The following is a 14,682-nucleotide window of genomic DNA, read 5'->3' on the forward strand; positions in this document are numbered from 1 at the left end:
ATTTTAGCGTCACGCACCAACAAACAATTATAACAATATCGTAAGTCTTATGAATATGATTAGCTACTAAAGAATGTCCGACATAGGACTATATTCTCTTTAGTAATAAAAATTAGTAATTTGAATATGAAACAGTTCTTCTACACACTCTTCATAAGTGTATTTTGTTTCGTACTAGCTCAACCTAGTGTTGCTCAAGAAAATCTTACAGAGAAACAAATCGATCTCGATAAAAAAGAAAATTTGGTTTCTAAAAATACTGAAAAATTAACTTCAAATACTTCTCAATTAAATAATAACAAAGTCCAAGCAGCGCTAACAGAAATGTTCGCAAACAGCGATAGTAATTTCTTTAACTTAGGTTTAATCCCCTCTTCAGACATCGAACCCACCGTTACGGCACAAAAACTAACTCAAGAGCAGGAGCTACCCTTAAGTTCAACCGCGATTTCCGATGAGGAAGTCAGAGAGTTTTTAATCAATTATTTAGAAGAAATCGCTAAAAAAATTGCTAAATATAACTATTCGCCAAAGTATGAGCGGGGTAATGAGTTAAGTAACTATATTATTATGCAGGGATTGAATAACCCCAAATTTCTTACCCCTCAAGATAGAGTAGCTTTTTATATCGATGATATTCCAGTTGACTATAATAACCTCTTTCTTCTCTCTTCTCCTGAATTAGACAGAGTACAAGTACTGGGAACTCCTCAAAGTAGTATAATTGGTAAAAATAGTTCTGGGGGTGTAGTTAATGCTATTCCTCGTCAAGCGAATTCAGAACCAGAAGTTATAGTTGGCGCAAGCTATGGTAAATATAATAGCCGCGAACTGCAATTTTCTCTGAATGATGCTTTGGTTGAAGATAAACTAGCGTTGCGAATTGCTGGAGTTTATAAAGGGCAAAATGGATTTATTGAAAACATCGCTACAGATGAAAAAATAGGTGAAAGAGCGCGATTTGCAGCACGAGGACAGCTTTTATGGACACCTACATCAGATTGGAAAATATCTTTTAATAGCTACAACACCTTTATAGACGATGGGCATCCCGCTTTCAACAAACTTAATCCTTCCGAACCATTCGAGGTTGATATAAATACCGAGGGGTACAATAAGTACAGTACAAATACCCAAGCTTTGAAAGTTGGTTACAAAGGTAAAGGTTTTCGAGCAACATCAATTACAGCCCGTCGTTTTAGTCAGCAAGCATTTCTGCTTCCTGGAACTACAGGAGCGACACAGACTATTGATGATTTGACACTAAAATTATGGACGCAGGAATTACGCTTCCAATCTCCCGAAAGTGCTAAAAATTTTCAATGGTTATTAGGTGCTTACTACGAATATCAGGATTATATCGTTGATGATGCTCGAGTTGACCTTCCAGGAATGCCAAAAGTTCGACGTTTCGGAGAAGATTCTCGCCAAACTTATGCGGTATTTGGACAGTTAGATTACAAACCTATCGAGCCATTAACCCTGTCTGCTGGTTTGCGTTACGAATCTAGCAATGCATCTTTAGATAGTACTTATGATTTAGTAAATCCTGACGGTAGTTTGAGTCCAATTCGTTCAGATATTGAAGATGCAAAAGTCAGCGATGAGGAATTGATTCCTAGCTTCAGTTTGAAATATCAACTCAGTCCTAACATAATAGGATACGCTAATATTGCCAAAGGTTATAGACCGGGTGGATTAAATTACGGTGCCGATATTGAAGATACCCTACAATTTGCAGAAGAAAAAGCTTGGAGTTACGTAGTTGGTTTACAATCAATTTGGCTGAATGGTTATTTGATTGCTGGTTTGTCATTCTTCCACAAAGATATAAATGACTATCAAGTATTGCAGTTTGATCAAAACGGAATATTAGGTGATATTAATAATATTGATTTAAAAGCGACTGGAGTTCAATTTCAACTAATAGCAAAACCAACACCTGGACTTGATTTAATTGCATCAGCTGGTTATGCGAACAGTAAATACGAAAACTATATAAATACAGAAACTGGTATAGATTTAAGTGGTAATCGAGTTCCTTTTCTACCGGAATTTACCTATAATTTAGCCGCTCAATATCGTACTTCGGGAGGTTTATACGCACGTGCAGAATTGCGCGGTTATGGTCTGACTTACTTTGATGATGATAATACAATCAAGCAAGAACCATACGCTTTGGTAAATGCTCGTATCGGTTATGAAGCTGAAAAATACGGCATTTATCTATATGCAAATAACTTATTTGATACTCGCTACCTGACTTCGGGATATATATTCCCCGTACCAGATGGAACCGCAGAATTTGGCAACCCCGCGATGTATGGTATACAAATTAAAGCAAAATTTTAGTTTTATTTTTGTACTCTTTTATTTTTACCTACCCTTAAACATCAAAACTAATATTAATTCCTAAATCCTTGTTTGACAGGCTGTCGTTTGACACAGGTATTTAAGAAGTGAATAATACTACTTAAAGTATAGATTGTGGCATTGTGAATAATGCTGCAATTTCTTTTTGTCTATATTTATATATTTACTTATTTAGTGTTGTGTGAGGATGTTTTGAAGTTGAAATTTTGGTACGCAGGAATATTAGGTATATTTTTTTTAGTGCTATCTCAACCAGCTTTAGCACAAGTAGAGCAGACTAAGATAGATAACATTAAAGATAAAGCTTCTTCAAATATTCCTCTAAGTGAAATTCAATTTCCAAAAACCAGCGCTTCTTATCTGCTGACACAGGAAAATACAACTGCTGTAATTGTCCAGATAACGAGTGTAAGATTACAAACAACAGACAATGGTTTGGAAGTTATTTTAGAAACACCACAAGGAGATTTATTACCACCGACGACAAAAACAGAAGGTAATACTTTAATTGCAGATATTCCGAATGCGGTATTGATTCCCGATGGTGGATTTGGGGAAAATAATCCCGTAGAAGGGATTGCTTCAATTACCGTGAGGCAGTTAGATAATAAAGTACAAATACGAATAACTGGAGTAACAAATGCGCCAACTGCAAACTTTGTAAATGGCGATCGCCGACTAATTCTCAGCTTAGATTCTTCTCCCAGAGCGGATATCGAACTTACCGTTACAGCACAAAAACGACCGGAAGAAGAACAAGAAATTCCTTTGAGTTTGACTGTAATTCGTCAACAGCAAATCGAAGATGCTCAAATTGATTCTTTTCAAGATATTGCTGAAAATACCCCTAACTTTAGCTTTGCTCCCACATCTTCGGGTGGTACTGAATTTAGTAACTACAGTATGCGGGGAATAAATAATGCGAATTTTCTTACCGCTCAGGATAGCGTAGCTTTTTATATTGACGATATTCCAGTTGACTATAACGGCTTTTTAGACTTAGCTTTTACTGACTTAGAAAGGATAGAAGTACTCAGAGGATCTCAAAGTACTCTTTATGGTAAAAATAGTTCGGCTGGTGTAGTTAACGTTATTTCTCGTCAAGCAACTTTTGAACCAGAAGTCACATTTGGTTTGGGTTACGGAAAATATAACTATCGCGAATTAGAATTTTCTCTTAACGATGCTTTGGTTGAGGATAAATTAGCATTGCGAATTGCTGGAGCTTATAAGGGACAAGATGGATTTATTGAAAATCTGGCTACGGGTGAAAAAATAGGTGAAAGAGCGCGATTTGCAGGCAGAGCGCAACTTTCATGGACACCAACATTGGATTGGAAGGTATCTTTTAATAGCTATAACAGCTTTACGGATGATGGAAATCCGACTTACAACACCATTAATCCTGAATATCCATTCGAGGTTAATTTAGAGACTGAAGGTTTTAATAAGCTCAGTACTAATACTCAATCCGTGAAAATTGGATATGACGGTGAAGGTTTTCGAGCAACTTCAATTACAGCACGTCGTTATAGCCGTCAGGAAAACGTAGTTCCTGGAAACACGGGAGCGGTACAGATTATTGATGATATTAACTCAACAACATGGACGCAGGAATTACGCTTCCAATCTCCGGAAACAGCCGAGCGTTTTCAATGGTTATTAGGTGGTTACTACGAATCTCGCGACTTTAAAGTTGATGATGCTCAAACCGATTTTCCCGAATTTGGACGATTTCGACGTTTTGGAGACGATTCTCGGACAACCTATGCAGTATTTGGGCAGGTAGATTACAAACCCATCGAACCATTAACCGTATTTGCCGGTTTGCGTTACGAAACTTCCGATGCATCTTCAGATAGTAGCTATGAATCGATAGGTGCTAACGGTAGTTTAACTCCATTGCGTCCGGAATTTACAGATGAAAAAGTCAGTAATGATGAATTGATTCCCCGTTTTGGTTTGAAATATCAACTTAATCCCAACTTAATGGCTTATACCACAATTGCCAAAGGTTATAGACCTGGTGGATTAAATTACCGTGCTGGTAGTGAAGCAGAATTGCGATTTGGAGAAGAAAAAACCTGGAGTTACGAAGCGGGTTTAAAATCTTCTTGGTTGGATAATCGTTTGATTGCCAACTTATCGGTATTTCATAACGATGTAAATGACTATCAAGTATTGCAATTTGACGAAAGTGGATTTTTTGGAAGTGTGAGTAATATCGATCTCAAAGCCACTGGCGTTGAATTTGAATTAAAAGCAAAACCGGCTAGAGGATTAGATTTAATTGCATCAGTTGGTTATGTAGATAGCAAATACAAAAACTATTTAAACTCAGATACCGGAGTAGATTTAAGCGACAATCAAGTTCCTTTTGTACCGCAATTTACCTATAATTTAGCCGCACAATATCGCAGTCAAGGAGGCTTATTTGCTCGTGCTGGATTGAGCGGTTATGGTATCACTTATTTTGATGATGATAATCAAATCAAGCAAGAACCTTACCTTCTCGTAAATGCTCGTATTGGTTACGAAGCCGAAAAATACGGCATTTATTTATATGCCAATAACCTATTTGATACTCGCTATATTACCTCTGGCTTCTTATTTCCAGTACCAGACGGAACCGCAGGATTTGGAGATCCGGTTACATACGGAGTCCAATTTAAAGCGACATTGTAATATTCATTGTTTGTAGTAGCGCTTTAGCGCCTCATGATTCGGAATTCGGAGGCGCTAAAGCGCTACTACGAGCCTATTCGAGCTAAATTACGAATAATTATCTCCGTGCTGCCATGTTCTCTAAACTAATCCTTCTCGCTGCACTTTACACCGCTCAATTTATTCCCACAACCTTTTTTATTCAAACCGTACCTATTTTTATGCGACAGCAAAATATGTCGCTAGATGCAATCGGTTTCTTAAGTTTTCTGATTCTTCCTTCAGCATTAAAATTCCTTTGGTCTCCATTTATCGATCGTTATCGTTTACCTAAGTTAGGACATTATCGCGGCTGGATTATTGTTTTTCAATTATTGTTAGCAATTGTCACATTTGGATGTGCATTTATTGATATTGGGGAGAATTTCAATACTTTAGTTGTTTGTATGTTCCTCGCTTTTTTATTTTCCTCCAGTCAAGATATTGCCACCGATGCATTAGCAGTTAATTTACTCAAACCCCACGAACGCGGAATTGGTAATGCAGTTCAATCTGGAGGAAATGTTTTTGGAGCTATTATTGGCGGTGGTGGAGTATTAATTTTATTAGATAGAGTTGGTTGGAAATACAGTTTAATAATCATGTCAGTCACGATGTTGCTGACTTTAATTCCAGTAATTTTATATCAGGAAAATAATAAGAAAACCAATCGTAAACCCAAAAAATCAAACTTTTTTAAATCTTATTTTCGACCTTTTATTAGTTTTCTATCCCGTCCAAAAGCATTGCCGTGGCTTTTAGTTTTAGTGCTGTACATGGGAGGAGAAATGATGTCAGGTACAATGCTGCGTCCGCTTTTTGTTGACAGAGGCTTATCGCTGTCAGAGATTGGCGTGATGTTAGGAATTGTGAGCTATAGCGTTCGTATTATCAGCGCTTTAATTGCGGGAGTTTTAATTAGTCAATTAGGAAGAATCAATTCGTTAATTTTATTTGGTTTCGCAGCAAGTATTGCAACAGTTTTGTATATAATACCAGCAATTGGTGTCAGTAGTTTGCCCGTGCTATACGCAGTCACAATTACTGTTAATGCATTGCAAGGTATGGCATATACCGCTTTACTAAGCGCCATGATGGATAAATGCGATCGCCACACAGCCGCGACTGATTATACCCTGCAAGTTTCGGTAGTGTATATCGGTGGAGTTGCTGCTTCAATCCTCAGTGGTAAAATTGCCACCGCTACGGGATATGCTGGAATGTTTGTTATTAGTGCTGCGGTAAGTTTATTAAGCGTATTAGTAATTTTTCAATTCTTTGGTAGAGCAGCAGTTGAACATACATAAGTAAACCATTTGATTTCTATATTATCAATAAATTATGAGTTTTTCCGACATCACTGTAAAACAGCTAAACAAAGAAGCCAAAGCGTTAAAAACCTTTCTGGTTTACGGATTTGTTTTATCTCTAATGCTACATATTGGGATAATAGCTGCTGTTGTCTTCAACTTGCTATCTAAGAAAAATCAAGTTGAAGAGAAGCCAATTGAAATAACTTTTATTGATATGCCGATTCAGGAAGAAGTCAAGCCAGAAAATCCTAAATCAGATATTGAAGAAAAGCCTGTTAAACAAGAAGTAAAAATTAATGATGAATCAAATAGTTTAAATGAAACAAGAAATATTAATTTAGACAATATTCCTGTATTTAACTCAACGCCACAGCAGCAGAAGATTCAACAACCTTCCAAAAGAGATGATTCAGTTGCCAAAGCCCTAAAGAAAATTGAACTATCAATATCAAAACCATCCGTACAGCCCCATAAGAAAACCGTAACTTTTGACTCAATCGGAAGGAGTTTTTCAGTTTCGGAATTCATATCTATTTAATCGTCATATCTGGCAGCATTATTAACACCGTTCACAATTCCGCCTTGGAATAAATTCCCAGGCTCATAGTCAAAGTCTACTAAAGTAGACTGGGAAAATATTTTAGTGCGTTTTAACGTACTTTGTATATTAGCCTTGAAATTTATTTCAAGGTGATGATTTGGCTTACCGAGATTGTTATAACTCATAAATTACCGCAATCAACCCTAACATCCGATGGTGCGTTACGGCATCATTTAATTGATAATTAAAAATCAAAATTACGAGCGCCTTAACACACCCTACAAAATATTTTTAATCAAAAGATGCACCTAATATAGCCCACGCAGGTGGGCTTTGTTTCTGTAGCCCCACTCTTCGAGAGTGAGGGCGATTTAGCGAAAATCAACTAACTTCCCTACAAGCCCGATACAAATCTTTCCAATCATCTCTTTCTTTCACCACAGTTTCTAAATACTCTCGCCAAACAACTTTATCCTGCACTGGATCTTTTATCACTGCTCCAATGATTCCCGATGCAACATCTGAAGCGCTCAAACTACCGTCGCCGAAATGCGCTGCTAATGCCATTCCACTATTAACTACCGATATTGCTTCTGCGGTACTTAAGGTACTTGTAGGAGATTTAATTTTAGTTTTTCCATCTTCAGTTACCCCACTTCGTAATTCCCGAAATACCGTAACAATGCGACGAATTTCTTCTAAAGCTGGAGGCTCTGCTGGTAATTCTAATGCCCTTCCTAAGCTTTCTACACGCCTTTGCACAATATCGATTTCTTCTTCTACTGTCTTTGGTAAAGGTAAAACTACTGTATTAAAACGCCTTTTCAAAGCGCTGGATAAATCGTTAACTCCTTTATCGCGATTGTTAGCAGTTGCTATGACGCTAAAACCTTTATTAGCCTGTACCTCTTCCCCTAATTCAGGAATCGGCAGTGTTTTCTCGGAGAGGATTGTAATTAATGTATCTTGTACGTCTGCGGGAATTCGGGTTAATTCTTCCACCCGTGCCACTTTACCATCTTCCATTGCTCGCATCAACGGGCTGGCAACCAAAGCCCCCATCGAGGGGCCATCAGCCAGTAATTTCGCGTAATTCCAACCGTAGCGAATCGCTTCTTCACTGGTTCCCGCAGTACCTTGAATTAATAATTTAGAATCTCCAGAAATCGCCGCTGCTAAATGTTCGGAAACCCATGATTTTGCAGTACCCGGTACACCGATTAACAGCAAACCTCTGTCAGTTGTCAAAGTTGCGATCGCAATCTCTATAATTCTCTTTTCACCAATATACTTTGGCGACACCTCAAACCCGCTATCCAACTTCCCACCCATCAAATAAGTCATTACAGCCCAAGGTGATAAATTCCAATTTGGCGGGCGTTGACGCTTATCAACTTTGCCTAATTCTTCCAACTCTTCAGCAAACTGATTTTCAGCGTGTTCCCTGAGTAAATTTGTATTTTTATTTGTATTATCTTTCTTTTTAGCCATATTTTTCTCCTATGATTTCAAATTGCTCATACTGATTTACTATATTCTCTTGTGGTACGGGCATCCTTGCCCGTTTTAGCTGTAAAATTTAAACACGAATATTTAATTAATCTGTCTTATAACCTAAATTCTGGAGACGTAGCACTGCGGAGTCTCTACATTAATATTGCTTGTCTCATTTCAAATCTAAACTGTAACTGTGTTAAAAATTTATCAATAGCTTCAATCACAGATTTATGGATATTTTCAGATTCTTCAAATGTTAAACTCTCGGCGGCTTGATGATATATCGAAGGTGCAATTTTTACAGCAAAACGTCCTAAAGCTGAACCAAACTGCCAATTATTAACTTGATTATTGTTTTCAATACTGCTTTTTATCCTGGTTATGACTGCCTGACTAATTTCTTCATTCCAGGTATATGGAGTATGAATTAATAGTGGAAAAGCTGGGCTAGCAGAATTAAAAGGTGGTGTATTAGAGGATTGTTGCAAAACGTCTAAAGTTAAAGTTTCAACCTGAGATTTAGGTAATATTTTGAGAAAATTTACAATCGAATTATCGATATGATTTAATTTTTGATATAGCCTTACAGATGATTTCAGCAAAGCTTCAGCCCAAACGATATCTTTACTTCTAACTGTAGCCGTTGCCCAAGCTTCTAAAAATAATTTTTCCCATTTACTATCTTTTATAATTTTGATTAATTCACCAGGAGTCTTTTTCCAATCATAGCTCCATATACTCGGTGGAATACAACCAAGCATTTGTAATAGTAAACTGGCTTTTTCTCCCAAAGAAGGGATATATTTAGATTCATCAATCCCGTCTTGAATCATTTCTAAACTACACTTATTTGGTAATATAACTTCTATACCTTTGCTATCCAAACTTAATAAAGGGCGGACTCTTTCTACCATTCTTTGAACAAGCTTTGATTCGGGAATTTGTGCGAGCAATCGCGCAGCAACATCTCGTACCAGCTTGCTTTTATCTTGAAGCGCATCTTCTAAAAACGGCTCGTCGTCAATACTTAAACCAACTTCCAGCGCTTCTAATAAAATTGCTCTTTCTTGCGCTCTTTCCTTACTCCAAATATTTTGTAATTGAATACGCCCTTTTTCTGGTTCAAATTGACGTAATTCTTTTAACAAATTTTTCCTAACTTCCAAACTACCATTCTTCCAAATTTTATCTTCATCTTCACCACTTACATAATTCCATTCTGGATTTTGGGCTGCTAACCAAATTCCCCGTTTACCCAAAACAGGTAAAATATCCTTTCGTAAATGATTGTTCCTTTTTCCTAACGCCAACAATTCGGGTAAATACTTTGGCGAAACAACTTTTCTATTTTCAGCTAATAATTTTAACCACTCCGGTAAAAAAGCACTGTACTCACTATTAAACATCATTCCCAAATGTTGCTCTGATATTTGGCTGCAATATGGTAAATCATCTAATTCGCAAGTTTCTAAATTTTTACTATCAATTGCAGTTAATTGTCCAGCTTTTTGATAAAGAGAAATCACCCCAGCAGCCTTAAGTAAACTTCCTTCCTTATCATTAATATCCAGACAATTTAAAACCTCACCTAATTGATTATCTTGTTTAACGATTTTCAATTGTTGTCTTCGAGTACCGACAACCGCCGTTTTTACTAAATATTGCCAAATGTTCATTTGTAAAAAGAGGGAATTGGGAATTGGGCATTGGGCATTGGGAATTAGAAATTGGGAAAATATTTAATCCAAAATAAATACATCTGTTGTTAAAATCTTAAATCTTATAATTCGGAATTACTAACTTCTAACTCCTAATTCATAACTCCTAACAACTAACAAAGCTTTCGTCTATCCATAAACTCAAAGGTAAAAAGTATTCTCCATCCCATTCGCCGAAAATATCTATGGGATATCCGCCGCTAAATGCTAATAGCTGCCAGTTATTTTTAAATATTGATTTTAAAGGAAGTAAACGTTTTTCTTCATCGCGTACAAACCAGCTATCGTTTTGTTTAATTGGAATTACTCCACGTATTGGGGCAGGAAATTGTTCTATCCAAGGATTTTTGGCAAGGGCTTGAGAATATTCCCCCACCATAGTTGAGATATTACTATATCCCGGCATTGCATCTACTTGAGTGACTGCCTCTTGACGAGTTTTAACTATTGCTCGCAAAGGATAAGCGCTCTCAAAAAATACTAATTCTGCATTTATGCAACTTCCAGGTACAAGACTGGTATCTAATGGCTGACTACCATGAGCGAAGTTAAGAATTAATGCTTTTTGTTGCGTTTGTTTGCCCCAAAGCCAAGTACGCTGTATTTTTAAACGGTCTTCTTCTGTTAAACTTTGCCCTAAAATTAACCAACAATCATCAATTCCTTGTTGCGTTGACAATTCTTGTTGACTTTGAGAAAAACCAATTTGAGTACGAATATCTGTTTGCACTTGTTTAGGTAAAGTCTCCAAACGCTTGAAAGCTTCAGTTAAGAGAGATACCTGCCCTAATTGCGATAATAATCTTTCATGAGCGCCCGCACCCGAATGAGAAATACTTGCCATCTCCTTTACCAAACGTGCTACACCTGGTGCTTGTGCGTCTACTAACCGCGAGAAAGCATCATCCCAAAAACTGTAAGGTTTTTCCTGGGCTGCTGCCAACCCGTTACTTACCAAATCCCGCAGCCACACTTCTAAATCCTGCATTCCCGCAGTAACTTTATCTAAACGCTTAGCTGCACGTTTTGCTTGTGCGTCGGGGTTTGTCGCTGTTTTTGTACCTTCTGTTTTTACTTTTTCTGATTTTTCTTCCTTCTTAACTTGTCTTTGGCTGCGAGCTTCCAGCCATTGATTTACCCACTCCGGGGGAGAATTTTGAGTAAATAATTGTTTTTCGTTGGTGAATAAAAGAAACAGACCAATACCGTGTTTGCACGGAAACTTACGACTGGGACAACTGCATTTAAAAGCAGGCTCAGTCATATCTATTTCCGTTAAATAGGGATTTTTACCGCTTCCTTGACACTCACCCCAAGTAGCTTTTTCATTGCAACCCAATGATGACCACTTACGGGAAGTAGCCAAAGTTTTACCATTTTTGGCCGAACTTGCATCTGGTGCTAGCGCCAAAATTTGTTCCTGCGTCCAAGTTGCAGACATTAATGCAATTCTCAAGAAGGCAATTAAAACAAATTAGATGGGAATTTATACCCCAAACAATTGTACAGAGGGAAGAGGTAAGAGGGAAGAGCGAACACAGGAATCTTCTGGAAAAATATAACTACATACGGTGCTTTGTCCGAATCATTTCCTTTCTTTCTTCATAAAAACGGCAACCATCGCAGGGGCCATTAGGATTAACGGCACATCTGATATAACCCGAACGAGCATTGTATTCACAGGTAATGTCACCGACAAGATAACCCACCCCTTCCAAATAGTAGCGATCATCTTGGGCGCGGTTTTCGCCTTCGCCGCAGCCAAGCAGAGCCGGATTATCTATTCTATGGTTATGATTTTGGCTTCTTGCCTGTCTGGGATAACTTGTAACCGCAGCCCGTCGCAGAAGCGTGCGCGTTCTAGCTTTGTTTCTACGCATTAACCACAGGGAGAATAGAGACGGTAAAAAACCAATGGTAATTACCAAAAGTGTCTTTAACACGTTACTTGTTACCTCCGAATGTGTGTAATGGGTGTTAAAAAGGGTTTTGACTCTCCGTTTAGAAGCGGATCATTTACCCCAAAGCAATTATCTAATAATTACTACACTCTATGTAAAACAGGATAACTTCAATAATTAATTAGCGTGGATTTTACTCCAATTTTTATAATAATTTTTAGTATAAATTGCGTAATTGTCTCAAATTTTGTTTAATGCAGCCAAATTTATTTTATCCAAACCAGAAACAAGTATAGTAAGTAGAACTATTGTACTAAATACGGCAAATTATAATTTTGCAATATCAATTAGGTGTGGTTAAACGCTTTTTTTGTCATTCTCCATTCTTCCAAATCTCTTATCGAAACTGATTTAGTAGTCACATTTATATTATTTCCGCGCCAGTCGATTTCAGGATCTGTCGTAAAAACACCACATTTTAATTCTTCCACTTGAATATTCCAATACTGACCAAACCGGTTTTTTAAAGTTATCACCTGCTCAAAAACTTTATTTCGATGCTTATTTCTTCTTTTTCTTTCCGTTGCTCCCGATGCTGTCGTATCAATAAATTTAGTTTCAATTAAAAACAGCTTTCTATCCGCAGTTAAATATACAAAATCGCACTTACCCAAATCGGTATAATCAGCGATTGGAGACTTTTCAAACAATAGCAACTCCGAACAATTCGGAAACAATCTTTTAATATTTAAATGCAAATAAGCCTGTAACAGAAGTTCCTTGTCATAAGGAAATCCTATCACACCCTCGAAAAACCTTTTTATGTCTTCTGGACTTTGAGGTTGAATCATTTTGCAGTATGAAACAAACTGATCTAAACCCTCAAGCGTCATTAAATTTTTACTCCTCACCCTGCTTGCCGCTATAAAGAATATGGCATTAAAACATACCAGCTTTTCAAGCGAACTATCATCAGCAAAAGCAACCAAAAAACCATGAATGCCCTATTGCGGTAAGCCAAAATACTGTTGACGATTTGAATCATGCAAAGTAAAACAGTTAAACCGCGAAGTCTGTATTAATACATTAATACTTGGGTGGGACAAGGGGAGATGGGGAGAGGGGGTAGAGGGGGTAGAGGGGGGAGAAATCTAAAATCTCTTAAATTCTTCATTACCCGCTCACTACTCACTACTCCCTACTCCCTACTCCTAACTCCTAACTCCTAACTCGTTACTCCTCACTGGTAACTGTAAGCGGTTGAATGCGGGCATTGAATCTACCATTATGCAAAGCCATAATTGCGCTTCTGGAATCTTGCACCCAGTATTGTCTACCAAAGCGAACTAGTTGACGTGAATTTTCAGTTTTAATAATTCCGATAACGGGTATTTTCCCTTTTTCTTTTTCCCCCGATTGTTCTTTTAAATCTTTTAAAATTGTTCTCAAGCGATGATGTTCTTCGATGGTACCTGCTTGTTGAGGAGTCATTTCTATGGCGATTAATTCGATATTTTCTACTGGTTCTGCATCGTCAACTAATAATTGAGCTTGGTCATCTTTTTTATCAACTTTTCCCCAAATAATTAATTTAGCATCTACTTGCAAAATTTCGTTAATTCGCTCATAAGTTTTAGGAAAAACAACAGCTTCCCCCGTTGTAGTTAAATCCTCTATCTGTAATATTGCCATCGGATCGCCTTTTTTGGTTATCACCTTTTTGACGTTATTAAGCATGACAACCACGCAAACATTTGCTTCTTCTCGTTGATTTTTCAACTGTGCCATATTTACTGGGGAAAGAATCCGCATAGATTTACCTATGGATTTGAGCGGATGATCCGATACATAAAAACCTAAAAGTTCTTTCTCCATTCGCAGCTTTTCATGAGGAGGGAAATCTTCAACTTCTTTAGCTTTAGGAGGACTTAATATTGCATTTCCAGCTATATTATTTGCATTTGCATCGCCACTCCAAGCACCACCCAATAAGTCAAATAAATTTCCTTGCCCGCTTGCTCTATCCCTAGCACGGGATTGCGCCCAATCGTATACGAACTCTAAATCTTGAGTTAACTGATTGCGATTATTGTTAATTTTGTCGAAAGCTCCGCAATATATCAACGACTGTAAAGCTCGACGATTTACCGTACCCAAATCAACGCGATCGCAAAAATCAGCCAGCGAGTTAAATTTTTCTTCAACTCTTGCTTCTAAAATACAGTTTCTCGCGTTTTCTCCCACATTACGTATTGCTGACAAACCAAATAATATTTTCCCATTTGCAGGAGTAAAATCAAGTTCTGAAGAATTGATATCGGGTGATTCTATTTGAATACTCATATTCATACAGGTTGCAATATATTTTTGCACCTTATCTTTATCGCCGCTATTAGCAGTCAACAGCGCCGCCATATACTCCAAAGGATAATTGGCTTTTAAATAAGCAGTTTGATATGTTACATACCCGTAGGCTGTAGAGTGAGATTTATTAAAACAGTTAGAAGCAATTAAACCATCTTTAATCAAAAAATTATGGTCGCTTTCTAACCCAATATCATATACATTTTGAGTATTTAGAGCTTTTCGAGATACGATTTTAACCATAATTTCCACCCCAGCAAGTCAGCTAAGTA

At 37.4% G+C, this 14,682-nt stretch carries 10 protein-coding genes; 4 read left to right on the forward strand and 6 right to left on the reverse strand.

Annotated features, from left to right (window positions below; all coding sequences use genetic code 11):
- Positions 1–126: 126 nt before the first annotated feature.
- The 4 genes from ACM03V_RS05005 (at position 127) to ACM03V_RS05020 (ending at position 6,927) form a co-directional block, all read left to right on the forward strand.
- The gene (locus ACM03V_RS05005; protein ID WP_414619657.1) at positions 127–2,352 is read left to right on the forward strand and encodes a TonB-dependent receptor; all 2,226 of its coding nucleotides are present in this window, start codon (positions 127–129) and stop codon (positions 2,350–2,352) included.
- Positions 2,353–2,502: 150 nt separating this feature from the next.
- Positions 2,503–5,058 (forward strand): TonB-dependent receptor domain-containing protein, encoded by a 2,556-nt coding sequence (locus ACM03V_RS05010; RefSeq protein ID WP_414619658.1) that lies wholly within the window; start codon positions 2,503–2,505, stop codon positions 5,056–5,058.
- A 113-nt stretch (positions 5,059–5,171) separates the two neighbouring features.
- Entirely contained in the window at positions 5,172–6,383 is a 1,212-nt protein-coding gene (locus ACM03V_RS05015; RefSeq protein ID WP_414619659.1) for an MFS transporter, read from the forward strand.
- A gap of 34 nt (positions 6,384–6,417) precedes the next feature.
- Entirely contained in the window at positions 6,418–6,927 is a 510-nt protein-coding gene (locus ACM03V_RS05020) for a hypothetical protein (RefSeq protein WP_414619660.1), read from the forward strand.
- A 384-nt stretch (positions 6,928–7,311) separates the two neighbouring features.
- Here ACM03V_RS05020 and ACM03V_RS05025 read toward each other — a convergent pair whose 3' ends face one another.
- From ACM03V_RS05025 to ACM03V_RS05050, 6 genes are all read right to left on the reverse strand, one after another.
- Entirely contained in the window at positions 7,312–8,421 is a 1,110-nt protein-coding gene (locus ACM03V_RS05025) for an ATP-binding protein (protein ID WP_414619661.1), read from the reverse strand.
- 155 nt (positions 8,422–8,576) lie between these two features.
- Complete coding sequence (locus ACM03V_RS05030) at positions 8,577–10,103, reverse strand: DUF5691 domain-containing protein (protein ID WP_414619662.1); 1,527 nt, start codon at positions 10,101–10,103, stop codon at positions 8,577–8,579.
- 148 nt (positions 10,104–10,251) lie between these two features.
- Complete coding sequence (locus tag ACM03V_RS05035; RefSeq protein WP_414619663.1) at positions 10,252–11,586, reverse strand: SWIM zinc finger family protein; 1,335 nt, start codon at positions 11,584–11,586, stop codon at positions 10,252–10,254.
- A 121-nt stretch (positions 11,587–11,707) separates the two neighbouring features.
- Entirely contained in the window at positions 11,708–12,088 is a 381-nt protein-coding gene (locus ACM03V_RS05040) for a DUF6464 family protein (RefSeq protein ID WP_414619664.1), read from the reverse strand.
- 305 nt (positions 12,089–12,393) lie between these two features.
- On the reverse strand, positions 12,394–12,939 hold the full coding sequence (locus tag ACM03V_RS05045) for a hypothetical protein (protein ID WP_414619813.1): 546 nt from the start codon (positions 12,937–12,939) through the stop codon (positions 12,394–12,396).
- A 340-nt stretch (positions 12,940–13,279) separates the two neighbouring features.
- Entirely contained in the window at positions 13,280–14,653 is a 1,374-nt protein-coding gene (locus ACM03V_RS05050; RefSeq protein WP_414619665.1) for an OB-fold nucleic acid binding domain-containing protein, read from the reverse strand.
- Between the last annotated feature and the right edge of the window lie 29 nt (positions 14,654–14,682).

Source organism: Calothrix sp. CCY 0018 (assembly GCF_963920925.1).
GTDB lineage: Bacteria > Cyanobacteriota > Cyanobacteriia > Cyanobacteriales > Nostocaceae > Rivularia.